The 26930-nt window shown below is 40.8% G+C and carries 16 protein-coding genes and 1 tRNA gene; 3 read left to right on the forward strand and 14 right to left on the reverse strand.

Going from position 1 to position 26930, the window contains the following annotated elements:
- Nucleotides 1-160 precede the first annotated feature (160 nt).
- The 8 genes from KJB05_RS12135 to KJB05_RS12170 all read right to left on the reverse strand — a co-directional run bounded on the left by KJB05_RS12135 (nucleotide 161) and on the right by KJB05_RS12170 (nucleotide 16018).
- Nucleotides 161-1309, reverse strand: a complete 1149-nt coding sequence (locus KJB05_RS12135; RefSeq protein ID WP_208443958.1) for a hypothetical protein — start codon at nucleotides 1307-1309, stop codon at nucleotides 161-163.
- On the reverse strand, nucleotides 1296-4997 hold the full coding sequence (locus tag KJB05_RS12140) for a DEAD/DEAH box helicase family protein (RefSeq protein WP_208443957.1): 3702 nt from the start codon (nucleotides 4995-4997) through the stop codon (nucleotides 1296-1298). Before KJB05_RS12140 ends, KJB05_RS12135 begins: the two co-directional genes overlap by 14 nt.
- Nucleotides 4998-5034: 37 nt before the next feature.
- Nucleotides 5035-6786: an ATP-binding protein gene (locus KJB05_RS12145; protein ID WP_208443956.1), complete on the reverse strand. Its 1752-nt coding sequence runs from the start codon at nucleotides 6784-6786 to the stop codon at nucleotides 5035-5037.
- Between the two features lie 4 nt (nucleotides 6787-6790).
- A complete protein-coding gene (locus KJB05_RS12150; protein ID WP_208443955.1) occupies nucleotides 6791-7927 on the reverse strand; it encodes an SIR2 family protein in 1137 nt (378 codons plus the stop codon).
- Nucleotides 7928-8104: 177 nt separating this feature from the next.
- A complete protein-coding gene (locus KJB05_RS12155) occupies nucleotides 8105-9241 on the reverse strand; it encodes a hypothetical protein (protein ID WP_208443954.1) in 1137 nt (378 codons plus the stop codon).
- A complete protein-coding gene (locus KJB05_RS12160) occupies nucleotides 9238-13653 on the reverse strand; it encodes a hypothetical protein (protein ID WP_208443953.1) in 4416 nt (1471 codons plus the stop codon). The genes KJB05_RS12155 and KJB05_RS12160 overlap by 4 nt, the downstream gene beginning before the upstream one ends.
- A 2-nt stretch (nucleotides 13654-13655) precedes the next feature.
- Nucleotides 13656-14447, reverse strand: a complete 792-nt coding sequence (locus KJB05_RS12165) for a hypothetical protein (protein WP_208443952.1) — start codon at nucleotides 14445-14447, stop codon at nucleotides 13656-13658.
- Nucleotides 14444-16018, reverse strand: a complete 1575-nt coding sequence (locus tag KJB05_RS12170) for a hypothetical protein (protein WP_208443951.1) — start codon at nucleotides 16016-16018, stop codon at nucleotides 14444-14446. The genes KJB05_RS12165 and KJB05_RS12170 overlap by 4 nt, the downstream gene beginning before the upstream one ends.
- Before the next feature lie 120 nt (nucleotides 16019-16138).
- Here KJB05_RS12170 and KJB05_RS12175 point away from each other — a divergent pair, with 120 nt between their 5' ends.
- Both KJB05_RS12175 and KJB05_RS12180 read left to right on the forward strand, forming a co-directional pair.
- Complete coding sequence (locus KJB05_RS12175) at nucleotides 16139-16993, forward strand: WYL domain-containing protein (RefSeq protein WP_208443950.1); 855 nt, start codon at nucleotides 16139-16141, stop codon at nucleotides 16991-16993.
- A gap of 382 nt (nucleotides 16994-17375) precedes the next feature.
- Nucleotides 17376-19046: a hypothetical protein gene (locus tag KJB05_RS12180; protein WP_208443949.1), complete on the forward strand. Its 1671-nt coding sequence runs from the start codon at nucleotides 17376-17378 to the stop codon at nucleotides 19044-19046.
- A 196-nt stretch (nucleotides 19047-19242) separates the two neighbouring features.
- Here KJB05_RS12180 and KJB05_RS12185 read toward each other — a convergent pair whose 3' ends face one another.
- The 5 genes from KJB05_RS12185 to KJB05_RS12205 all read right to left on the reverse strand — a co-directional run bounded on the left by KJB05_RS12185 (nucleotide 19243) and on the right by KJB05_RS12205 (nucleotide 25030).
- On the reverse strand, nucleotides 19243-20160 hold the full coding sequence (locus KJB05_RS12185; protein WP_150334357.1) for a hypothetical protein: 918 nt from the start codon (nucleotides 20158-20160) through the stop codon (nucleotides 19243-19245).
- A 115-nt stretch (nucleotides 20161-20275) separates the two neighbouring features.
- Nucleotides 20276-21406 (reverse strand): site-specific integrase, encoded by a 1131-nt coding sequence (locus KJB05_RS12190; RefSeq protein WP_150334358.1) that lies wholly within the window; start codon nucleotides 21404-21406, stop codon nucleotides 20276-20278.
- 84 nt (nucleotides 21407-21490) lie between these two features.
- Nucleotides 21491-21578, reverse strand: a tRNA-Ser gene (locus KJB05_RS12195).
- A 144-nt stretch (nucleotides 21579-21722) separates the two neighbouring features.
- The gene (locus KJB05_RS12200; RefSeq protein ID WP_010646956.1) at nucleotides 21723-22172 is read right to left on the reverse strand and encodes an L-alanine exporter AlaE; all 450 of its coding nucleotides are present in this window, start codon (nucleotides 22170-22172) and stop codon (nucleotides 21723-21725) included.
- Between the two features lie 437 nt (nucleotides 22173-22609).
- Nucleotides 22610-25030: a hybrid sensor histidine kinase/response regulator gene (locus KJB05_RS12205; RefSeq protein WP_208443948.1), complete on the reverse strand. Its 2421-nt coding sequence runs from the start codon at nucleotides 25028-25030 to the stop codon at nucleotides 22610-22612.
- A 53-nt stretch (nucleotides 25031-25083) separates the two neighbouring features.
- On the opposite strand from KJB05_RS12205, the gene KJB05_RS12210 reads away from it, so the two are divergent.
- Nucleotides 25084-25695, forward strand: coding sequence for a YecA family protein (locus KJB05_RS12210; protein WP_208443947.1), 612 nt, complete (start codon nucleotides 25084-25086; stop codon nucleotides 25693-25695).
- Nucleotides 25696-25762: 67 nt separating this feature from the next.
- Here KJB05_RS12210 and KJB05_RS12215 read toward each other — a convergent pair whose 3' ends face one another.
- Complete coding sequence (locus KJB05_RS12215) at nucleotides 25763-26929, reverse strand: glutathionylspermidine synthase family protein (RefSeq protein WP_208443946.1); 1167 nt, start codon at nucleotides 26927-26929, stop codon at nucleotides 25763-25765.
- Nucleotide 26930: the final 1 nt, after the last annotated feature.

The raw sequence follows: 26930 nt of genomic DNA on the forward strand, positions 1-26930 counted from the left end.
GAAATGAGATTATCGGTTTTTTCTCAGTGAACTACCATCACATTAAAAGTAACGATAACCTGAGTTTCAGCTTCGTGACTTTTACAGTTTCTATTCAAATCTGATTATGATCCAACAAGAGGACACTCGTAGCCTTCAATGTGTTACACGAACCATATCGTCAAAACTCATCGGTAATATCTATGTTCCTTGCTATATCAGCTATTAACTTAGACTTCGGATACTTAACGATATCTTTTGATTCTAACAGACGACCAAAGATATCTTTACGCACATCTTTCTCTTCACAGTCTAGTAACTTAGCAATTTGTTTGGTTTTCGTTTTGCTGTAGCGTTGACCCTTTTTTACCAAGTCGAGAACGTCACTTTTATGTGCTTTATACCTAGCATTTAACTTAAATGCTTCTATATATTTCGAATAAATATTGTGATGTTTATTGGAAATCAGTCTTACCGCAAAGTCAGACTCTAGTTTAACATCAGATAAATTAGACTTATTTTCTTTGTAGAACATTCTGAAAGAATTATCGTTGTGGAAAGAATAATATTTGGAAGATGGACTCAAGATAGATTGTTTTTTGTCATTGACATCTATCAATGCTGTATCTCTTTTGAACTTAGAATTGCAAGAATAACAACAAGGCACAAAATTAAATAATGACAGAGCGACAATAGGATAATCAGCCTTATTAATCACATGATCTATTGTAAAGTGATTTGCAGTTCTATTGAAAGCCATCGACTTTATATTGTTAAGTGTAACAGCACCAACCCCATCAATATTCAACAAGTCCTTATCTGTTAATTGCTTTCCTTTATCAAGAAATTCTCTCTTTCTTAATATTGCATCGGCTAACGACTCTCCAACTCGCTTTATATTCATCAGCTCACTTTTTGATGCATGAAAAATGAAATCATTAAAGTCCAAATAGTCTGAAGAATCAGTAAAAGCATTAATATGGTCTATATTGCAAAAATAACATGTTGACAATTTCAATGCATGCCTATTTTGGACAAAAAAGTCGGCTATTTTTCTCTGTTTCCCACCACCTTCATCGTAATTAAATATCGCTTTAATTTTCTCCTTATCATCCTCGCCCAGAGTTATACTTTCATATTTAGAAGCAAAATCCATTAAACCTTCAAAGTCTGATATTAAAATATCCTTAACCTTTAACCCTTGCAAGGCGCCGAAATGAGCGGGACGGCATATATTATCGTACTCAGATTGCATTGTATCAATATCAAAATTTTTAAGATAGTCACTTTTAAACTTTGCAATGTCTTCGGGATAATCAATTGGAAGCATTATATATTCCCTTCAGGTTCTCTAGTTTTCTCTCTAACTGTGCAATCTCTAACTCGATACTATCTTTATCTTGTAGCAAGTTCAACTTATCCTTAATTTCAGACAAATGATTATATACGACACCTTTTATATAGCTATCACTTATTATTTCATGTGTATACTCAAAACGTTCAGATAAAGATAAATATTCTTCCTTTAGACTGTTTATATCATCATTTCTAATAACTTTACTGTGAAATTTAACAATTTCCCTTATTGTTTCTTCAGCGAATTTACCAATAGAACTATCCATAAAAAAGCCATCAATTAGTAAGTCATGAACATTAGCAGCGAAGGTATTCTGATGAATAGAAGATAGCTTATTTGGGGATGTAGACTTATCTTTATTGTTATCTAAAAACATTATATTCCCAGAAGGAATGTCAGACAAAAGAAAGGGAGAGTGGGTAACAAAGCAAAAGTTAACTCCATATATATAGTTGAGATTCAACTTATTTATAGCTTTCCTAAGATCATATATGAATGTCCTTTGTAACTCAGGATGAAAACACAATTCAACCTCATCCAAAAATATATTAACATAGTTAAATTTAATAAGATCTTTGTTCCCACTAGCACTAACTGAATCTAAGTTTCTTAAATGATATAAAATTGAGCTAATAACATAGATTTTCTGCTTTTCACCAGAGCTTAATTCTGAAAATTCAACTTTATTCTCTAAATAAATTCCAACCTTAAAAAATGAGGGGGGCAATAAATACTCTAGTTTTTCATCGCTATCATGTTTAGTGATGTTATGAATCTTTTGAGATGTTTCATCTAGAGCAATTTCCCCCCGGCAACTTCCTCTGTATATATCATACTTAATATAATTTATTGCCTGTCTTATCTTATATGTAATATGGCTATGGTCATTATACAACCTTGAAATAAAGCGGTTAGCATAAACGAACTTATTACGTTTTTGATCAAAATACTCATTATAAGTAGCGTATTTACTAGAGATTTGATATAGCTTGTTAATAATGTATTTACATGCAGTATCGAACACCTTGATGTTTCTCAAATAAAAATCATCGTTATCAGCTATATTAACTGAAAATCTATCAAAAACTAGAGATAGTAACTTCTCTGATTCAATATCATGCAAGAGAATTGATTGTTCATCTTGAGAGTTATTGGAATTCTTTTCAGTATTAATATGAAGAGATAAGTAACTTGCATTCACACCGTCTTTCAAGTTCCTCAAACTATATTCATCAACGCTATCAGAGGATTCTACCATGAGGATATTTGACAGTAGCCTTTGCTTTGCCAACGCTTCTTGTACATTGACATCAATATTTCCTTCGACTCTATAGGGTTCCAATACAATAGGTGTTTGATAGCCATCATTTTTATGGAACAGTCTCTCTATCCACTCTCCTTGATGACGACTATTTAACGCATGAAGTGAATAGTTAACATTTAATGTATAGAAGAAACTACCGTAATCAAATTCACTTGTATTTATTGCCACATCAAAAACATATATATCGTCGCCATCATGCTTATATTTCAGTATTTCTATTGATTCTCCTTCCATAGAGACTCTATAAATTGAATCTGTTTCAAACCAAAAGTCTAAGTTGATATCTTCGATCCAATCAAGCTTATGTAAGCCAACAACTTTGCTATAATCATTCGTTTTACTCGTCACATTGTTAAATGCAGCCATAAGAAGTTCAATTATTGTGCTTTTACCTGTACCATTTTTACCTACTATTGACGATATACATAGTTTCAGGTCACTTAAATCAAACAATCCATGTTCACGATCTGATATATAGTGAATCTCATCTCCTTTAAGATCAAAGTCTTGATAGAACTTATAACATTTATCTTCTGTTAAAGATCTTAAAAACCTAGTGTTGCAATTCTTCTTCGGAGTAACGGCTAAGATCCTACATTTATGTTCAGATAGTAAGTTCAAGGATAGACCACCAATATAGCTATCGTAATCGCTCTTTTCCAATGCAGATAGATCTGAAGGATTATTTTTGTTCCTAGAAAGAAAATATATTGTTCTATAAGCTGTCGTATTACCTCCTGTTAACAACTGATTGTATTCCCTAACTAAGCTAGGTTCTTTTTTAATTTTTCCATACTGCTTTAGAAGTGAAAGAGTCTGTTTATCAAGTGGTAAAAAATAGTCTGGTTGAACTAGAAACAAAAATATAGACAGATTTCGTAAGTCACTTGCACCCCAGTTTTTAAATGCGACTAGACTTGATCTATTTATACCTCGTTCAGGGAAATATATTGCATCATGAAATATTTCCCAAAGATAACTAACTTCTTGTTTGGAACGTTCAACAATTAGCAGTTCATGATTTAAGCTTGGACTTCCAGAAAAATTAATATTTGGATAAAATACCGGTTCATGAAGTCCCCCTAAAAACTGGGATAGCAATTTACAGTAACTATTTATTCTAGTTATTCTTAACTCTTTTTCTATCCTTGAGTCAGATATGCTTGAATATACTCTCAAAGGGTCTAAAACTTTTGGACCAGTAGTTTTCGCTATCCAACTATTAGCATCTCTAAATATTTTATCATTGTAACAGAGTTCGAATAATATTGAGCTAGATTCGTCTTCTTCTTGATTATAAAATTCACTTAATAGTTTTCTAACTTCCTTATATGCATCAACCCATGAAACATCATCTCTATCAATATACTTAGATTCAATAAAACCATAGTTGCTGAGTACTTTGTCTATATCATTTCTAGCAAAATCCCATACAAACCCCGAATCCTTATTTTCATTTAAACGATTAACTCTTGATATCGCTTGAACTAGTCTAGAATCTGATAACCTCCTCAATAAAACGATATCCGTGACATCAGGGTTATTAACGATTTCCAAAACAAGATTAACGCCTACGCAGTATTTAATATTTTTATTTGAATTGAAATCATTTAATAAAAGTTGCACATCTCTTGTTTTAGATGTTAGTAAAACTATTGAGTCTTCACTGGCAATTTCTTTGAGTTCTTTGTGAGCTAATATTGCGTCCTCAATGTTTTGGCAAGAGAAAACTACCTTTCTATTACTTTTATTTGAGACTTCAGATAGAACCTTTCCCACTGCAAATTTCAATCGATTTTCATCATCTGGGATAAATTCTCTGTGAACTCTTATTGGAACTAAGTTTTTATCACCTATTGCTTGCTCGAAGGTATATCTATATACGATTGGTGCAAACTGTGAAGCTCTATATAGTTGTGATGGAGTATGGGTAAAGTAACAAAAAAATGAACTTTCATCGTTTAAGCTTTCAAAAAAACCATGGATTTTGATAAAGTAATTAAAATGAATGCTATCCGCAAAAACAACCAAGTTGTCACAGTTTATTTTACTACTTTCTCTTAGAAAATATTGACATGTCTCTACATGAATTTGACTTCCTAAGTTAGACCAATGTATTTCTATTAGATGCTCAAACTGATGCTTTAGGTCTCTAGTATTTACTAAAATAATAAATTGTTTTGCTGGGTTGGTATCAAATATCATTTCTATTGCTGATAATATCACAGCACTTTTACCCGTGCCTATAGGCATAGAAACAAGAGCTCTCTTTTCCTTCCTCAAGTAGCTATCTACAATATTATTAACAGCCTCATTCTGGTGACTTCTTAGTTCCATACCATTAACTTCTTATATTTACTCATATTTCCTGGGGTTATTCTGTTGTACCGACTTGAGATCTACTTTGCTTGCGTAAATTTTCGACAATAGTGGCAAAATTCAAGTTTGCATTTGGCTTCGACCAGCTTTCCCAGAACTTAACTGTCTCGCTAAGAGGCTTCTCTACTGGTGGAGTAATTTTGATTCGGCTTGGTAGTAAAACAGAATCACCAACAACTAATGCTTCGCCAACATCCATAATAGGCAGGATGTCCAGTAGACTATCCAAGCTATCCGGCAACAATTTCTTGACCGTTGACTGGTCTTCTGCGTTAGTGAGGCGCAAAGATATGACGTTGTTGCACTGACTCAAAATCGTAGTACTAACATCTGACGGTCTCTGACTCACTATGAACAACGCAACGCCATATTTACGCCCTTCCTTGGCAATTTTTTCAAAAGACTCAATAGCCCGCTTCTCAACTGGGTTCTTACCATCTTTTTTCGGCAAATATAGGTGTGCCTCATCGCATACCATTGCGATTGGGTGTCGATCCTCGTGATTTGTCCAAAACTGAATTTGATAAATCAGTCTCCCAACTAAGCCAACCATTACAGGCAAGATATCAGAGGGCACTTCGGAGAAATCAATCACTTTGATTTGCTCTTTCTCTTTCTCAAAGTTCAGCAGCTTGGAAACCAGTCTTCCTAGAGCGTCATAGTCACTTTCTGCTGCGGGAACCTGAAACAGAAAACCATATCTTCGGTCATCTAGTTTTCCCTGAATCCTCGCAAGCAACCGGTCGAACGTACCATTGAAAGGACCTTTTTTCTCTCCTCTAGAGCCAGGTACCATTTCTTCATTCAGATACTTGAGGTCACTAACAACACTCTTAATCTCGTATGGGATCGGACTATCCAAAGTAAAGGCATCTAACACATCTTGTTTGTCCAGTTTTTTAAGTATGGAAGTTTTTGCATCAACTACTGCCTCCTGAAACTTGGAAACCTGATTTTGAGCACTGAAACTGGTGCTATCGATAAACAATGACTGCATTTCTTCTGTATTCAATAGCCAATATGGCAGATAAAGAAGCTCATCATTGCTAGTCCCCAGCTCTTCAGGACCTGGTATCCGAAGTTGATTTGCATAGGTAAGACTCTTATATTCACCATGCAAATCAAAAACGATAAGGTTAGAAGATGGTAACTTTGCAGCACGTTCTAAAATCGATGCTACAGTCCAAGATTTGCCTGAACCAGTACTACCAACCAAAGCGGCATGTCGCTGGAAAAACTTGTTTCCATCTAAATATGCTTGTGCATTTTCATCGATTACATAGGTGCCTAGATCGAGGCTATGATCTGTATCAGATGCCGATACCAGAATATTCATGAATGCTTCTAACTCATTACCCACCAATACAAAGGCCTTTGCATCAATATCAGGAACTTGCATCAAAGAACGACTAAAAACTGCTGTATCTTCAAGTGCATTCCACCTAACAGAACCTACCAAGGATACCTTTACTGTATTGATGACATCCTCTATAGCACCTTCCAACTCTAACTCTTCTTCGCCTTCTATCAAATCTGCGGTAGCAACAGATACCGACTTTGTTACTTTTTCCACAATAGCTACCAGCCAAGTTTCAACTCCTGAAAACACCTCAAGACAAACTAATTGACCAACTTTTGCCTTTCTCAAGTCTTCATCTGACTTTACGTGAATTGAAACCTTTCGTGTATCAACATCCCTGACAGTACCAATAAGAGATGTTTTTTCATCAAAATCGAAAATAGCCATATTACTAACGTCCCATTATTTCTTTCGCGAAGTGGTCAAAACGCCACAGCTCTTTATCTTCAATGTATAACCAGTCATCAAACTGATTATTGTAAATACGGGTAGAATCGTCTTTCTCAGACTTACAAACCAACCAAGTGTTTTTTGTCCCAGAAAGCAGCTCTTCAATGCGTGAATTCGAATCACGAGTAATAATGAGCCCGTCAGATTGATCCTTAACCAGTTTATCTGTTATCGCATTATTAACGAGCTGTGTGTCATTGAATCCGAAACCCAAGAACAGAAATCTATTGTGTGCACGAACTGCATCATCGTACTCACTAAGCAAAACATCTCGATAATCATGAAGCTTTTCATGCTTAGCTGTACCAGGTGTAATCAATAACCTTTCATAACCTTGAGGGGGCTGTTGCCACAAATCACATTCGACAACTTCTCTGTCTTTACAAAATACATTTAATGAGCCGTGTACCTTGTATAACTTCACATGATTCATACGACGTGTAATAGGCTGCTTTTTAGCACGTCCCGTTTGAACTAACTCAGGATAAGTCAACTGGCGCTGAGACTGTTTCCAATCAAGAGACTTAATCACACCGCCCCAAAAGCCGGTGGTGTATGGCACTTTACTCGCAGACATAGCAATTTCTGCTAATAGATCATAGTTTGGAGTAGCCATATGAAGCACAGGGCTGCTCTGTGGAAGCTTTCTGACTAAACGCGATATAATCTCATTTGCTGTCCAGCTATCAGCATTCGATAAGATCTTTTCAGCATTATCATTCTGTACTGATGCAACAATAGTGGCGGTTTCGTTAACAACGTAGTTAAGCAAAGCTGAATCCGTAATACTATTCATTGATGCCTCAAAGTCACTAGAATCAGCAAGTAACTCAAGAACTCTGCCCCACTCAGCTAATTGCTTACCGTCGAGGCTATACGTAGGAATAGAGCTTCTCAAATGCTTTTCGAGGGCGGGCATACCAAAGCCAAGATCCACGGCACATGATGTTCCTGTCGCAAACATGACAAACGGCGTATCCGTAAAAAATCTTGCAACCCCTTGTAGGCTAACTCCTTGGTAAGCTTTTGTTTCATCTGTTATTATCTCACTTCCGAACATATACAAAAATGATGTCATATATCAGAACATGAGTCATCGACAAAATTATTTTTCATTAGTATTCTTATTTTATACGTATTCCGGCCTATTGAAATCAGCGCCCAAATCTGCGGAATAAGCAAGCCTCACATTCTGCTAAATCAAAAATGGAATAAGTGAAATACCGAGAAATTACCTACAACCTTAAGATAAGAGTTAATGCTCACTACCAGATGCAAAAATCTCTTTAAAAATTACTCGCGAAATCCACTCTTGAGCCCATCGTCGATGTCGATCAAACGTATCAAGCACACTACTAGCCATAGGCTCTCCGAACCACTCTAAAAGCTCATTTCGAAAGAGGCCTTTTGGCCAATCATGCTCCGGCTCTTGATCTGGAAAGCTCAGGAGACGTTGATAAAGCAGATTGGCTGGGAGTATAGGCTCAAGCCCGTGTTTCTCACGTAAACGGTTAACACTGATAGGTATCTCAACACCTTCGGGATCAAGGTCACCAAAATAGTGGATCTCTGGTAGCTGAGTAACATTGCTTCGTTTGGCACTTTCCTCTCGTATTTCTTCTAACGAGTCTGTCGCCAGTTCAGCCCCTTTAAGCATTTTTCCTCTGCCAAACACGATAGCTGAATACATGGGATACATGCTATTCGCTTTCCAAGCAGAGTAGAACGTCGTACTATTTTCCACTATGAGAATTGGTGCGTTCACAGGTTTATTTGGCCAACGTACTCCTTGTAGCGGCTCAGGAACACGGTAACAATCAAGGTCCTCTAGAGTAATTCTCCCTCCAAATAATCCTACTTTGTGTACATTCTTCAAAGCCTTTTCATACCCAAAAAGTTGCAGTGAACGTTCGTTGACCGGCAACATGGTAGTGTTAAAAGGGCTTTCTCGCATATAATCATTAATTATCAATGCCTTGTGCAGAGTTTCTTCAGAAAGACGCAAAGAGGGACCAATTTTCAACATCTTTCCTACCCATGGAGCTTGAGCACGTATTTCTTTTAGAGTTAGTCCCTCAGTCCAAGAACTGTCTTTCCTTGAAAGGGTTGGCTCACAATGCTTCTCAACATCAGCTTTAGTCTTATCGCAACGATTAATCCAACATGGCAACTTATCCTCTGCAATCCATGCTTTAGGAGCACGGCGTGCGGGAATGCGAATAAATTGATTAGTTGCAAGTTCTTCTAGAGCATGGAACAACAAGGAGTCTCGCTCATCCACATCAACTTGTGGATATCGCTCGCGGGCTACCTTTCGCAATCCAGCCATTTTTATTTTCGGTTCCGGGCTCGCAGCTATAGTTTCAAAAATCAGATCACCCAGTGTTTTCACGCGACCTCCTTGGTAAGCAACTCTTCAGAAATTACCACTCGGTTTAAAACTTCACCATTTATCTTTAGACTTTTTGCTCGTCCATCTCGACCATCAGCCTTAGTGATCACGATGCGGTTACTAAACTGCTCAAGTGCCGCTATATCACCCACCCCAGTAACAAAAATGGGCTGAATCCCAAACGCCTGACAGGTATGTAACTGCGCCTGTACAAAAGAGGCTTTTGAAGCCTTACTGAGCGGATTATCCATAAAAAGGAAGCCCACACTGTTCCCATCAGCAATATGTTGCCGCTGACGCGAACGAACATGTGAGATGACTGAATAAAGCATCGTTGCAGATGTCAATCGTTCACCACCTGATGATAGGTCTTCGCTAATCGAGACATATTCCCCAGATTGACCTGCCATCTTTAGGAGTCCAATATCGAATCCAGTGCGAGTACGTTTACCAGTACAACTTAGCAACCTATAAAGCAATGTGGCTCCTAACTCATCTCCTTTTTTAGTATTCGCCTGTGGCAGTGCTTTTTTTTCTACAACCTCAAAAAACCAGTTCCTCATCGCTTCCTGGTAAGCCTCGCCGTACTTAACAAAATCTAGGCGAGCTTTTACTTGAAGGATTCTGTGACCACCGTATACCAATATGCTCTCTGGGACTAAAGCATTGCTGGCTGAAGTAAGCACTTGATAACAGTCACTGGCATGATCAAGCAGGCTATTAACCAATCCCGATACATGGCGATCCATAGCAGCGATATCCATTTTTAAGTTTCGAATGACACTTTCACAACTCTCGATGAAATCACTTGTCTGATAAGCGAATGTTCCCGCATCAGTGTTGAGTAGCTTCTGAACCAGGTCGAACAACATATCAGCAATAGCTTTATTTTCAATCTGCCGCTTAACTGTATCGAAACCATTGTTTAGTTTGCGGCGCTCCCTATCAAAACGTTTATCCGTTGAGTCAAGTTGCTGCTTGATTTCCTCCACTATTTCATCAAACTTAGCGCTAGCAACCACTCTGTCCTGAAGCTGTCCAACAGTCAGTAATGGCCAGTCCAAAGAACCACCATCTTGAGGTGCTATTGGTTCTTGATTACCAACCCGTGCTGATGCCAAAGTCAATTTTGAATACCACTCTTGCACCTCACCCATATCACGACGCAGAGTGAAGGCTCGTTCTTCGAGACGTTTAAACTCACTCTCAGCACGAACATGACGTTCACGAGCTTGATCCATAAGTACTTCGATATTTTCTTCACCAAGCTCTTGTGCATCCAAACTTGGTCTGATCTTTTTCTTGTTACAGTAATTTTTTAGGCGCTCGATAGACTCTTCTAGTTCTCGTTCGTTAGACTCCAGCTTATTGGCCACAGAGTTAATTGAAACACCAAGATCGATTAACTGGCGATCTAGCGCCTCCTTAGCTCGGGAACGTTCAAGGTCAGTCACCGTCAGCCAGTGATCCACACGATTCATATCAGGCAGGCGTTCTTCTTTGTAGTCTTCCCACTCTTGTGTTGCGCTTGCCAGCTCCCCACGTACTGTGCGCAGTTTATCTTCTAACGCCCCAATTCCATTCTTCGTTGCTGCCTGATTAAGCGCTCGATCTGCTTCGTAATATGCTTTCTGTAACAATGATAGACTGTTGGAAGGAGTCTCTGGTGGTAGTGTCCCATCTGAGGGAGGAGGAACCTGAACATTGTCCATTAAGGATTCTAACTGGCTAGTACAAGCCTGACTCTCTCGCGTCAAAGTCAGAGTCTTATCTTCAAGTGTTTGATACTCTTTCTCTAGATGCTTAATATGTTGATCTTTCACTAATAGATTGGTAGAAATTCTGCCTAACTCTTCACGCCAATGAGCAAGCTCAGCATACTGCTCCAACCAAGTTGTAACCTGATTTAACTTTGTTGTAGTTTCGGCCTTAAGCTCTATGAGCTCTCGCTCCTTTTCCACACTTCCTTCAATAGCGGTACGCTTTTCCTCAAGTTCTGAGACAAAGAGTTCAAGACTTTGTTTTCTGGCAGTAACCTCTTTTTGTAAGGTTTGTCTCTCCTGTACTTGCGCTTCAATATGTTCGTAGCCAAGGAAGCGTTGCAATAACTGAGCTCGAAGTAAATCAGCCTCACGCAGCTCCTTAAGACTCTTTTTAATCTCACATTCACTATGCTTGGCACGCTTCAGAGCCTTTGATAATTCTTCTTTTTTCCGCTCAAGAGCGCGAGGACTATAAACTGTCAAGTCCTTCGGCTCGATGACCATGTGTGCGTTTTTGTCGGTATCAAGGCTATCTCCTAGGGATACGACAACCGGACGAACCAGCCAGTCAGGAACTTCAAGCTTTGCCACTTGCTCTAAAGTCTCCTGATCCACTGCCATCAATCCACCAAAACGAGCTGGATCATCACTCATAAGTAAAGCGATCGTGTCTACGTCGCCGTCAAAACGCGAATCCAGATATTCATTGAATGAACGCAATTTTGAGTCTGAAATACCCTCGTCTATAAAATATTCTAATAAACTGGCTGTCAATGGATCTTCACTTAAGGTCTTAGATGCCTCAAGCTGGTCCATTTCTTCCTTAAGCTTTACTACAGTAGTACGAGCCAAATCTGCTCGAGCGTCTTGGCGCGCTAAAGCGTCACTAACAGCAGATGCTAACTCACTGGTATATGGGTTGAAGTCAACAACACCTGCTATTACCGTTAAGCGTTCATTGGCAAGTACAGCTTTACGTGCTTCCAGCTCTTCATCTAACCATTTAGAAATGCTTTCTGCTGCAAATTGGACTTTCTCAAGACTCGTTCGCTCAGAGGCAATAGTAGTTTCTAACTTGTCGGCTTGTGACTTATCGAGACTCCGACGCTTAACCAGTGCATTAATGTGCTCATCTCGTTGCTGCACTTCTACTTGTAGACGAGCTTCTCCCTCTGCTGGGCTTTCGCCGTCTTCAAGTGAAAGCATACGGTGAGCATTCTCTGCCTGATCTATATTAGACGTGTAGCGTGTTTTAGTTTGTTGCAAGTCACTCAGTACTTTTCGTTCCGTGTCCAACTGGGAGTTGGTGGCTTCTTTGGACTTAACCGCTTCTTCGAACTCTTTATCCTTATCGATCTTAGTTTTCTCAAGCACCGTTTTTTCAAAAATCAAACGTGAATGATAAGCAGCCTGAGTACCATTTAAGTGTAACCGCATTGGCTCTAGCTCTTCACTAGCCGCTTTGAATGCTTGCTCTGTTGTATTAAGTGACTGGCGTTTCTCACCCACTACGCTCAATAGCCCTCCTCCTTTAAGAGCGACTTGCTCACTTTGTGCTTCCTTGCCCTGATGCTCATAATTGCGTTTGTCCCGCTTTAACACTTCACCTTGCCGACGCATACTCTCTTGACTAATCAATGCCTTATCTGCCATCGCTATGTGCTGATTAACATTAGCCTCACGACGCTTAGCGTCCACCTCATCGGCCATTTCGCGAACTTTTAGCTTAGCTTTATCTGCCATTGGCAAGGCAGAACTCAACATGTATGCAGCTTCACCCATCTGAATTGTGAGAGTTTGACGTTTAACCTCCAATCCACGCCATTTATTTGCAGTCTGTTCAAACGAAATTAAAATTTCCTTGAGTTGATTCGCTGCCTTGAGCTCTTCCATGCGTTGAGGGATATTGCGGTGTTTATCCATTCCCTTCAGTACATTGCCGTGGAGGTTCGAAGAACGCTCAATATCCATGGTTGCATTTAGAAAAAAGCTCATAAATGCCTTTTCATCTTTGAACTCTAACGTATTAGCAATTCCACCCTCTTGCTTACACATCTCTACTTGCTTATCCACAAGAAAAGGATCGAGGCCAGCAGAATCAAGCATACTGAGCCAGTTACGTTGAACGTACTCTACTTCAGCGAATGCGGGGATTTCTTTTTTAAGTTGCTCCCAACCAGTACGTTCAGCACGTAAAGAGAGGAATAGATTACGAATCTGTTCAAAGGTATTGCTATCTCGACTGATGAAGAATAAGCGTTCCAATTCTTCCTTCTGGTTTGAAGCAGAGGAAGGGCGTAAGAAGAATAGTTGACCGACGACTAAACTATCCCCACCTATTTCTCCAAATAAGCTTTCCTGACCAGAAGGCGCGACAAATTTGGTCATGACCAACGCTGGTCGCTGACGAATAACATAGTCTTCGATCTTCTTTGACGAAGATTGCAATGTTTGAATAAAGCGATCTTTACTTGGCGAAAGTTGGGAGAGCGCTATCGATAGTAATGACGTCTTAAAGGTACCGTTAGGTGAAAAAATCAGACAATCACGCGATTCACCATTATCATCAAGGACCTTGATCAGCCCATCATCCATAAAATTACTACCAGCACGAAAGTCACTTAGGTAGATTTGACTCACTTTCCACATGATTAGGCCTCCTCGTTATTACTGGACAGGATTTCGTCTATCTCATCCTGGCTATCAAGCTCTTGCTTGAGGATCCTGAATCTATCAAACAGGTATTTCGCCCCTTCCTTAAATGAATGCTGGTAGGCGCGAGTCATCCAATATTCAGGCTCGCTGCCCTCCTCCACTTTACGTGGCGGGATGAGATAATGACTATCAACCATATGATCTATCACGCGATTGATGAGTCCTACCCAACTGTCTGCGTTCTTCTCACTACTGTCTGGGCGCAGTGGTGGTAGTTCTGCAAAGTCGGTTAGAGCATTTAGCTCCTGCTGGTTCAAGAGTTCGTCATCAACCTCCAAGGCTTCTGCTGCTTTGGCAAATTTTTCTAACTCTCGCAGAGTGTCACTCACCGTTAGCACTCCAAGATCTTCCGGCTCAGCTTCAAGGTCTTCAGCTTCAGGAAAAAAAACCATTGCGATCGCCAAGTGGATTATCAGTAAACGGGATGTAGGTATGTCCGCTTTTCCCAAGCGCAGCTTATAATCTGAAGCGGTGGTTGCCCACATAGCATCAGCACTAGCAGAGGAAATTTGGAGTCGTTCACTATTAGCATTAAGAAGTTGCATATCCGCAGCTTCAATCATTTGTCCAACAAGGTGACGAAACCCTTCTTCGCCATGGTAACGCTGCATCAATTTACGGTACTCATCAACGTTACTACGCATAATCATCCGGCCTTTCTTGCCTTTTAGCTGACTTCCAGCCTGAGTTAGATAAATCAGGCGCATTGCATCACGCACATCGTTCATTGAGTCTGATCCTTGAAGTTAAGTTGTACTGAGAGATGTAAATCATGGCCGTGAGCACGGCGACCATCGCCCAAGACTATGCTATAGCGTTCTGCTGTCGGGCTTGCTCGGAAACGAAATAAAACTGACATCTCTTCATCATTCTGAGGGTCTAAAGAGACAATAGCGATTCCCTGTACAGCAACAGCCGTATCCGAGTCGTGTTCGACAAGTGCTCTTTCAATTAAGGTAGAAAGTAATGCCCCTTCAGCAGGTATCACTACGCGCATCCATTGCCGCACTGATGCCACCATCTGAGGAGTCAGTTGGCTAACAAACTCCTCTAATAGTTCAACTTCCTCATCCTCTACTATGGTATCTATCTCACTTCGCTCATTACGCTCTAAGACTCGATTAAACTGCTGTAATAGCGAACCAGGGTCGAACAGCTCAACAGCAACTGGATAAGAGAACCGAGCAAGAAATTCATCTGCGACTCTGTTGATATCTGCGAACGGCAATATTGCGAGTGGTTTAATCGCTTGTTCCAGTGGAGGTAACCGCCGCCCTTCCATGTGTGCTCGACGACGAAATAGCTTATGCTGTTGTTGACGGAATGTATCAGGCAAGTCCATGATTTGTGTCTGAAGATTGATAGTTGCCTTCCTTTGAGCATCCAATTTCTCTTTAAGCATTGAAAGCTGACGCAACTGGTTGGTATCAGTGAGTGTATCAAGGTATTTTCGAACAAGAGTTCCCAGGGAGCCAAGATCATTTTGTAGTTTATCCACCTGATAGATCCCTTCACTACCAAGATACTCAACACGTTCAATCGCCACACTAGATATTGAACGAATAATCTGTCTGCGTAATGTACGGATCTCTGAGGTCAGTCGTTGTGCCTGTCGTGCATTGTTATCGGCAAGCGATACAGCTTCTCCGAACGCTCCTCGTGATAGCAACATTTCCATACGTAGCACGTTAATTCGTGCTAGATCTAATGCGTCCTGCTCCATCAGGCCAAATAACAACATGTAAGCTTCATCAGTAAGCTCAAATAACCCATTACCAAGCTCTGTACGCTCTCCATCTATTGCCACTGTCTTCAGTAACCAAAATTTACGAGTTATAAAGCGCTGTAATTCAGCGTCCCACATAGGGACTTTAAAAGCTTTGTAGCGCTCGCCACGGTTACATAGGGAATCAAATAATAACTCTAGTCCTCTTTTAAGACCCTCATCACCAAGTTCACCAAAGCAACCAAGAGCTTTCGCTTGTTCTCGGGCCTGGGGTAATACACCACTCACCACCCGGTCTCGCTCAATACCAGCACTGAATTCTGTTTGCTCCGCGACAAAATCCAACTGAGCAAAAGACAACCATTGTAAATCCAACTCACCAAACCGACGGAACTTACCTTCTTCTAGATGAGAAAGTCCAGACTGCGCGCTAGCTACTGCTTGTGTAAACACACGCATCAGCGATGCTGTCCGGTTAGTACGGCTGATGTCTCCAAATCTTGTTCTTTGGCTATTCGACGGTGTTTCGAGAGTGGCGGCCTCTTTCCCAACTTCATTCAGTACTGGTTGCACAAGCAAGTAAACCTCTTACTTTTCTTGACGATAAATAACCCTATTTATACTATGGTGTCATTGACTACAGGTAAATACTGAGTACATATACACGTAGCATAATTAGACAGGAATCAAACTATGTATAAATGGCCAATACGCTGGGATCTACTATTTCGCTATCGCATGATAGAAGTTATCGCACAGTGGGAAGGCAGATTGACAACCAATCACTTGATTAAAAGTTTTGGTATTGGTAGACAGCAAGCTTCAAAAGACATCAACACCTATCTAGCAGATATTGCTCCTGGCAACCTCGTTTATGACAAGCAATTAAAAGGCTACAAGCCAAGTGACAGCTTTGCTCCAGAGCTAACCAGTGGACATGCCGATGAATACCTTCATATTCTAGCGCGCAGTGAAGACATGGCTGTGACCTTTAATGAACTGGATATGGGTTTTGAAAATGTTGCCATGGTCCGCCCTGTTACTCGCAACATATCACCACAAGTCTTGCGTCCTTTAGTTCGAGCTATCAGAGAAAAGAAACGTGTCGATATTTGCTACACACCTTTAAAGGATGGCGAAGAAGTTGAGAGAATAATCTCTCCCCACACTCTAGTGTGTACACCTATACGTTGGCATGTAAGAGCCTATTGTGAGCATGCCGGAGACTATCGAGATTTCGTATTGAGCCGCATTCAAGGGATACCTGATCTAAATGATAGTGCCAGCTTCAAGAAGCACGGTGACCCTTTATGGAACCAGAGTGTTAATGTTGAATTGGTAGCAGACCAGCGGTTTAGTGAAAAGCAGAAAGCCGTTATCGAAAAAGACTATGCAATGAACGATGGCGTTTTAACAATCCCAACCAATGCATCTTTGGTTAGATATGTACTCGACGCCTACAATATTGATATTCATACACAAAAGTCTAATCCACGCGGCCAGCAAATCGTACTTAGAAACGCAGACGAAGTAATGAAGTATTTGTAAAGGCATCAGGGTAGAAGAAACTCAGAAACGAAAAAGCCCCAGCATTTCTGCTGGGGCTTTAGAATGTGGCGGTGAGTGAGAGATTCGAACTCTCGATACGTAAAGCTACGCTTTCACCATCACCTAACGGCGATGTGCCGTATATAGGTCAATGACTTATCTGCACTGATACAATGCGGTGTGAGTAATTTGTACTTCATTGTGTACTCTCATACAAGAGAAATTTTCACATCATAATGACTTATGACGGCTTTACATCCCTTCCGACTCATGTCAGATTCACCAAGCTTTTTAAGCACTGAAAGAGATGTTAAAAGGTCAACGTAAAGGACTAAAGGATTTGTCCATCTCCTAATTTAACTTCTAAATTACGGAGTAAAGCATGATTTATCATCTTTCCGGGGTGTGCGGTACGGGTAAAACTGAACAACTCATCAACAATATCGAACAAATTAAGAACTCTGAAACAAGTACCATCTTGCGGGCAAGTTTGACGAATAAACTATCTGAAGTGACGTTGAATAGATACACGGAAAAGTACCCTGACCACGATGCGAGGTTAGTTTCTTCTGATAACTGTTCCAGTGTTCAGCGTGAGGTGTTGCAAGCGATTGAAAGCACAAGCTCTTTAACAACTCAAATCTTGTTTATAAGCCATACAGCTCTTTCAATGTTGCCACTTAGTGCGCTACGCCAGTGCACTATCATCATTGACGAGATTCCAAATCTAATCGGCAACTATCAGCGCCTTAAGGTTTCATTGCAAGACGAATCAGTGCTAGGTCTGACACCTTACATTGACTACTTAGATTCACCTTTTGAGGGGTTTCAGAAAGTTGTAGTGAAAGAAGAAACAAGGGATAAAGCAAAGCAATTTGCCTATGACCTACTCTTCAATGGTGACCTAAACAGTGACAGTGTCAAAGCTGGAAAAATACTAATGGGAGGGATTCATAGCTCCAACGGCTTGTATGTGAGTACAACCAAAGATTGGAGGCTTTTTGAGTTCTTTGATGGATTGGAATTCATCTCCAAGTTACGCCAATTAGACACAGTATGGCTTCTTTCAGCTAACCTTGAGGGATTATTTGTAGGAGAGTTATTGCAAGTATTGGGCTGCTCAATTACTACTGAGCACGTTCTATCACACTTGAATCTACCTACAACTCACCCAAATACATCAAATGTTGAGATACTGCCTTTCCTGATGAATAGTAGTAAAGAACAGTCTTCGTCTTTCAGTAGTTATTTTGCAAGCTCTCAGGCTAGTAAAGCGATTAAAGATTGCTCTGAAGAATTTGATGTACACCAATTGTTTAATTGTTGGGTAAGTGACTTGTTCAAAGATAAGCAGTTTATCTACTGCAAGAACAAGCACACTAACGCTATAAACCAGTCTAACGCTATTGAACTTCCACCAATGGCTCATGGTTTAAATAGTTATAGTCACCTCAATGAAGTGGCGTTCATGGCTCATCTTAGACCAGCTCCCGAACATGAAGCAGCTATTAAACGTTTGGCTAAAGATATCAACATCAGCCCACAATTGCTGGTGGATTCATATCTTAAACAAACAAGCTATGACGCTGCATATCAGTTCGTTAGTCGCATCTCATTTCGTAACTTAAATCGAGATGAAAATGGAAGTCTAACGCGAGAACAAGCTCAGCCTAGTTGTAAGATTGTAGTGCCTGATATGGCTCATGCTGAATACGTTCAATGCATGATGCCTAGTGCCTCTATCAATACTTCCTCTAGTTTCCAAAGAGTCCCTACTCAAGCAAGCACTGAAGAGATAGCCCAACGTCTAACTGACAAAGCTAGTCGTAAAGCAATAAAAGGTGCAGAAAAGCAGAAACGTGACTTTAGTACACTGTTCATTATTCATCAAATGATTGAAGGTGGAGAAACAGCTAAAAATGCATGTGAAGCTATGGGTATTACTCCTAGAACTAGAAGAAATTGGCTAGAGCAGTATGGTGAAGATTGGACTAATTGGTTAGCAGAACAAGAATTGAGTAAGGAGCTAGAAGGGGAAAAAGAATTATCATAGATTCCTATGGCTAACTAATTTCCCTTTTCTTGAACTGCCCCTTATCTTAGGGGCTTTTCTTTTCCTATAGCTATGCAAAACACTGAAAGAAAAAGAATAAATTAATAGATAGCCCCCCCCCTTTCAGTGAATCCTTATCCTCTCAGTGGATATGCATAGTAAACGGACAAATCCTCTATCCATACATGTATCCGTATCAATTACCCTTTTTGTTATACTCCACTTTTGAGACTAAGTCTCCACACTTCAAATCCCATGAATCAAAGTTACGAGCTTTCTTATCTGCATCAATGATATCTAAGTCCACATACAAAAACATATCGTTAGAGACATAGCCCTCTTTAGACGATGTAAAATGAATAGGATCTGATTCATCAACATCATCCAAGCTGTAACCAAAATCGCCTGCAATACCTTCTCTATAATCTCCCACCAATAAGTCCATATAACATGAGACTTTCTTACCTTGAATGCGTGCTATTTGTTCTTTAGAGAGACGTTTAGAATCAATATTCAGGATGAACTGGTTTGAAGTGAAAACGAAACCAGAGTTCCCCCAGCTTCTCATTCCTTGACGCCACTTATCACTACCATTCCATGCTATTGGTAAATCTATCCTTCTAGCTAACTCAGCTTGTTTCCGTTGCTGGGCTTCTACCGCTCTTTGCTTATCGAGTTCAAGCTGTGCTGCTTTTCGCTGCTTTTCGTGCACAAAGTCGCTATAACTAATGTACACGATAAAAATCACAACTATCGCAATAATCCCTTTAAAGAAGAGCTTTATTAATCTCTTTACATCCCGATAAACCTCGGCACCTACGGTATTGGTAACCTTCTTCTCGATTATGAAATCGAAGTCTTCATTCTTATTCATAGTATAGTTATCAAACAAATGTTTCTGGGCATCTTCTGGAGCTTCAGTGCTTTTGCCACTCTCACGTTGTCTAAATGACCCAGCAGTCTCCACCTCTTTTTTTCTAAGCTGCTCTGCGTCATAGTCAGATATAGTAAGAAAGGTGTTATTACTGCCTTTTCGTTCCCCCCCCATAGATCTCTTACGCACTATGCACACACAAACAACAATGCAACCAAGAATTATCCAATTTCCAATCATTACATTTCCTTAGCTTGCGTCAGACCTTTAAACCTCCGCGATAAGCACTCTCTGATTTGAACATACGCGAGCATGATATCCCGTAGTTAGTTTCTAGCAATAAGCCTTCAAAGAATCAGAAAAAACCTACAGAAATCATATCTAAAGCCTTGAGTTTGTTGTCATAAGAAAAACCAGACAAATAAATTTTACCTGTAGTTAACTTACCTACACTATGCCCCATCAGTGAACCTATCAGCTCCTCTTTCACTCCTGCATTAAAAAGCTCTGTAACCACATAGTGACGTAGAGAGTGAAATGATACACCTTTGATATCTAATGACTTTAGAAGCTCTGAGAAGTACTTACTAGGCTTTCCTGCGTAGCCATTCTGTTTACTGTATGACAGAGTGAATAGGTGTTCATTTTTTCCTTTATCTGTTGTTAACTCACTTAGCAAGTTCAGTAAAGGAATAGTAACGGGCAAAACTCGCTTACTCGATGAATTTTTTAGTTTTTTATCATCATGATCATCATTTATGCTCAATGTTGGTTCATCTCCCAATTGAACATCACACACCCTCAACTGGGCTATTTCATTGAGCCTACAGCCTGTTAGAGCCGCTATACGAGGAAGATAATACTTCCACTCATCTTTGCTCTTTTTATAGCACTGCGTGGCTCTCAAAAGCTCTCCTAGCTCTTGCTTGGTTATAGCTCGCTTAGGTCTAACTGGTGTCTTTTCGACTGCAACTTTGAACCAATCTTGTTCTACTTTATGCCCAACTCTCCCGAAGCAACTAGACAGTAATCTAAGCTTCTTCTTCATAGTAGTTAGGCTACAAGTTTGGGTTTTCTTCCATTGCTCAATGTGTGACTGTCTGACACTATCTAACGTAGTTGATTGGCTTAGAGAGCTAACAAAGCTATTCCAACAGTTTCTGTATTCTGTTTGGCTTTTGATACTGAGGTCTGTTAGATGATTAGAGATATCAATACTCTGAAGCAAAAGAGCTTTCTTTGACTGAGAGCCTTTGAAGTCACTGTAGATTGACTTAATGTCTTCTAGGGTTGGGTTGTTGATAGATAAGACTTGAATAGCCAAAACGGATGCATGTTTCATTGCTTCCAAGTAATTGCGAGTTTTGAGACTTAGTTTGGGCTGATAGTGTTTGTTATCGACTCTCAGGTTCCAACGGAAGGTATAGATACCCGTATTAGAAAGAACTAAATAATTAGCTTTTCGATAGAGTGTTGATTGCATCATGTGTACTCTTTTGTGTACTTTCAGAGATGCATTGCTCTAGTGCAGATAAGAAAAAAGGCCTGATAAATCAGACCTTTTAGAATGTGGCGGTGAGTGAGAGATTCGAACTCTCGATACGTTGCCGTATACACACTTTCCAGGCGTGCTCCTTCAGCCACTCGGACAACTCACCGAATCAAATTGTGGTTAGCATCATTGGCTAACGAGGCGCTAATTTAATGATTATGTGCCTGATGGTCAAGGCTAAACACGAAAAAAAGCGCCCTTTTGCGTTTGTTTGCTCACTATCTAGCTAAATTGCATAAAACAGGGACAATTATGCTTCTTGATAGTAACCAGGAACGCGGAACCAGCGGCGGCACTGATCGAGGAAGTAACCGTAAAGTACACCCATACCACAAGACACAACTGCGTTACTCGCTACTGCCGTGATGATTTGGTCGGTAGACGCGCCTACGGCAAACAAAATGCCTGCGTAGACTGGAGATTGGAACAATACGTACGCCACCAAGTCAGACACGTTCTTCATAAACGAAGAAGGTGACAGTTTGTTACCTTGGCGCAATACCCAATCACGGAACATACCGTAAGGCCATGCAATCGCGATGTTTACCGGGATAGACAATGTGCGTGATGCTAAAGACTGCTCAAACGTCATCCCCGAAATCAAGATCTCGATAATCATCCCTGTGATAAAACAAAAAACCACCATAGCAAAGGTATCCGCTGCGGCATTGCGAATACAAAATGGTCCACGAGACTTCATTTACAACCTCTAAAATCAAATACCAATAAAAACGACATCTATAAAATCATTTACTGCATTTAAAACCAAATAGCAGTCAATGGCGCTATTAGACCACAACATTTTTAGTTTATGATTCCGTTTTTAATTATCAGTTGTAAATTAATAACCAACTTTAAGGTTAAAAGTAGCAGCTTTCACCATAATCAGGAAAAACCGCCTTAAATCGACCTAAAATGAAGTTTAAAAACGTAATTTATTTACCAATAAACGACTTAGCTCGCGCAAAAACACAAAAAACCAGAGGAATATCTGGTAAGTGAATTTCAAAAAGATCAGCTTATGCTACTTGGGAGAGTAAATTCAGAGTAAACGCAAAGTTTGTAGAGTTGGGAAGATGGAAAGAAGCTAAAAGTAGTGCAGGCAAACGCCCACACGACTTTGTCGAAATGAATAGGTTATTGATCTGCAAGCAGCATAGTCAGTTTGTCGATATCTTCTTGTTCAGGAGCGAGCGCTTTACTTAAGTAACCCTCAATACGCTGGATAACCTTATTTAGCTCGTCTGAGACACTTGGTTGTACACTCTCAAAAATATGAGAGAGCGTTGACATTGCCTGTTCCAAATTGTCGTCATCTAGCGCCATATAGAAGTTCAGCAGGAGTGCCTCTGCATTTTGCGGTTTAGGTTGCTCGGCACTCTTCTTATCTTGATACTGATAAAGCATTGAAGCGTGTCGGTACAAGGCATCATCAAGCTCAGATTCAACAATAGGCTTGGCAATAATATGGTTGGCCCCCACGTCAAGCATGCGCTCTTGTGTCTCTTTGAATACATCGGCAGTACAACCAAAGATCAGCACAGAACTTGCTGGCGTATCCATAGAGCGAATCACTGCAATGGCTCCCACTCCGTCGAGCACTGGCATGTGGTTATCCATTAAGACCAAATCGAACTCTTGCTTCGTTACCTGCTCTACCGCTTGCTGCCCGTTCTCGACACAAACACACACAAAGCCTTTCGACCGTAAGAAGGTCTCCATAATGATGGTATTGGTGCGGTTATCTTCTACGATAAGCGCGCGTAATCCTTGGCAATCGAGTTTATGTGTATTGGTTGATTCCAAAACACCCGCTTCACACGGATTAAGTTCTAGTTCCACAACAAACTTGGTACCAATGCACTCTTGGCTTTGTACTGTAATGCCTCCACCCATGTGTTCAGAAATCTGCTTCACGATCGCAAGCCCCAAGCCTGTGCCGCCAAAACGTCGAGTCGTAGAAGACTCTGCTTGTTCAAACGGTCTGAAAATGCGCTTCTGTGCGTCTGGGTTGATGCCGATACCGGTATCTTTCACACTGATGGTCAGCTTGGTTTTGTCATTTTGTACATGTTCAGCCAACTCGACTTCGACAAAGCCTCGGTCTGTGAATTTCACAGCGTTGTTGAGCAAGTTAAATAACACTTGGCGCAAACGTGCTTTGTCATTGTTATACCAACGACCTTCCGGCACATTTGAAATAATGCGGAATTGCAGACCTTTTTCAGCACATAAAGTGTGATAAACACTGTTGATACTGCCGAGGATCGATTCAATTGGGAAAGGCGTGTTATCCAGCTCAATGTGCCCCTGCTCGATCTTCGAATAATCAAGGATCTCATTGAGCAACGTCATCATATGATCGCCTGAATCATACAAGGTGTTGAGATGCTTTCTTTGTTCATCCGTCAGTTGGGTCTTCAACAAGATTTGGGCGGTTCCCAACACGCCATTCATTGGTGTTCGAATTTCATGAGACAAAGTTGCGAGAAAAGCCGTTTTCGCATTGGTGGACGCTTGGGCTTTTACTCTCTCACGCTCAAGGTAAATGGTTTTCTCGTTGAACTTGGTGATCAGATGGCCAATCTCGTCTTCGCTGTCATAGGCAATATCGATGATGCCACCAGTTTTAGAGTCATCCACTTTCTGAGCGATACGTACGATGGGCTCAACGATGTATCGGTTTAACAGGTAGTAACCCACCAGAACACACAGTAGCAAAAATGGGATGATGCCGGTCTCGACACTCATTACCTGATTGAAGACTTGATCAGAGACTTTGACTTTCGCGTTAACCACGTCCATGCGCCAATCAAAACCACCAAAGCCTAACTGGCTAATGTATATGTCTTTGGTGAGTTGGAAGTTGTGCTCAATAACAACTTGGTCATCAGCATCACGAATTACAACGCCCAATGAGTATTGGTTAGTGTGCTCACGAATGAACTGGAATAACGCCTCTAAAGATAAGTCTACGGTTGCTACGCCAGCAAAAACGCCATCTTTATAGTAAGGCGCTGAAGCGGTGATCATCTGTACCTGAGTGAAGGTATCAATATATACGCCAGACCAACTCACTGATCCTGCTGGCTGATTTACTACAGATTGATACCAAGGTTCATTATCGTAGCCACCGGATTCTGGATTATTGTAGGAGTGAATTTGGTCAAGACTGCCATTTTCATTCTTATTGAAAAACAAGCTTGTGTATTGCCAGCGTTCATCTTTAAGTATCGGTTTTGGCCATAAACCACCACTCACAATGATGTCGTCACTGACTGCGAGTAATTGTGGGATGGTATCTTGAAGTGAAATACTTGGCGTTGGCGTCTGCCCTAACCCCACTAAGCTATTTAAAAGTCCAACCGAGCTCGTCAGAGGCCCTTCTATCTGTGAGGCAAGCAATTGGGTACGCAGATCCAGATTACGTTCGAGCTTTTCACGCACTGGAGGCTCGACCACGAGGTACACAACAGAACCAATGGTCGCGATGAAAAAGCACAAATAAAGCGTTAGGGCGAGAATGCTTTTTTTTCTGAGTGACGAACGAATTTCCATAGATGTAGACGAATCATTCCCTAATATCGATTTATCAATAATTGATTGGTAATATGAGCGCAACCAACCAGCCCGTTAACAAATGGTATTCTATTTTGAAACTACAAGACATCCTTTCTCTTCCAGAACTTGATGGAAAACTACTAAACCTAGCGAAAACTCAAGGCTTTGTAACGTCTATGGCGTGTGCGCCAAACGTGTTGAATCCTCAAGAGTGGCTGCCATTCCTATGGGGCGGTGAAGAAACTGCACCTTTCTCTGATGGTGAGCAACTAGAACAGTACATCGATGAAATCGTTCAAATGTGGAACCAAACTCGCCCTGCACTTCTAGAAGGTGCGTGGCAATGGCCTGAAGGTTGTGAGCTGGATGATCAAGATATCGTGTCAGCAAACACTCGCGACTTCTGTGAAGGTGTACTTCAAGGCTGGCAGATTACTCGTGATGATTGGGAAAACTTAATGCCAGCAGATAGCGAAGACAGTGCTCTACTAGGTGGTGTTCTGCTTTCTCTAACCATGCTTTACGATCCAGAAACGACTATCGCAACACTTGCAGAACAAGGTATGGAAGGTCTTGGGCAGTTTGAAGAAATCTTCAATGCGATGCCAATGATGCTTGGCGGCCTGACCCAACGCGGTGTTATGCTAGCAGAAGAAGAGTAAACGCTCTGCTCAGCTAAAACAGGCGACATATAATAAAAAAGCTCTCCACATCGGAGAGCTTTTTTGATCAATCAAGAATAACGTGAGGAATGTAGCGCGCCATATCTTGAGTCACTAAACTGCTGTCTTCTCGAATCGAAATCCCTGCAGCTTTGTCATTTACGAGCCAACTGCCAATGAGCGTATGGCTTTGGCCAAATTTGGGTAGCGGATGATATTGCTGAACGATGTTTGGACTCGATTCGTACGGCCCAGGAGTTTTCACCAAACGCTGCCCATTTTTAACGATCTCTATGTTTGCGCCTTCACGAGAAAACAGTGGCTTGATGACATAGTCTTTCAGACTGCTCGCTTTTGGATCGTTGACAAAATACGCAGGCAGGAGATTAGGATGATTTGGAAAACGCTCCCAAAGCAGCGGCAACAAGGCTTTATTGGACAGAATCGACTTCCACATCGGCTCTAACCAGTTAACGCTGGATGTTGCTAAATACTTGCTGTATTCCTCTTCGAACATAAATTCCCAAGGGTAGAGTTTAAACATCCAGCGAATCGCTCGGTCATCAGCATCCACAAACTGTCCGTCTTCTGTCACACCAATATCTTCAACAAAAACAAATGCGGTTGCTAACCCGGCTTCACGAGCGCAATCTTCTAGATATTGCACTGTGCCTTTGTCTTCTTCGGTGTATTTACAACAACTAAAGTGCAGCGTTTGTCCCGGTTGCAGTTTGGCAATGTCAGCGAAGCGCTCAATAAGGAAATCTTGCAGAATATTAAACTGATCTGCACTTTGGTGGATACGGCCTTTGTTGACGGTATCTTCTAGCCACACCCACTGCCAAAAGCCAGTCTCAAACAGCGAAGTTGGCGTATCTGCGTTGTTTTCTAATAGCTTTGCAGGAGAGGAACCGTTGTACGCAAAATCCATTCTCGAATAGAGAGAAGGTTCTCTTCGCTGCCAAGAAGAAGCAACTTGTGACCACATGACTTCAGGAATGGCGCATTGAGTCAGTAATCGCTCACTTTTTACTACTTGATCCACGATTTCTAGGCACATTTGATGAAGCTCCTCTGTTGGCGCTTCAATATCTTGTTCTATTTGCGAAAGGGAAAACTGATAGTAAGCACTCTCATCCCAGTAAGGTTGGTCATACATTGAATGAAAGCCAAAACCAAACTGGCGTGCCAATTCACGCCAGTTTTCTCTTTCTTGTATTTCTCGTCGAAACATC

Origin of the sequence: Vibrio sp. B1ASS3 (assembly GCF_905175355.1) — a bacterium.
In the GTDB taxonomy this organism is placed as follows: Bacteria; Pseudomonadota; Gammaproteobacteria; order Enterobacterales; family Vibrionaceae; genus Vibrio; species Vibrio owensii.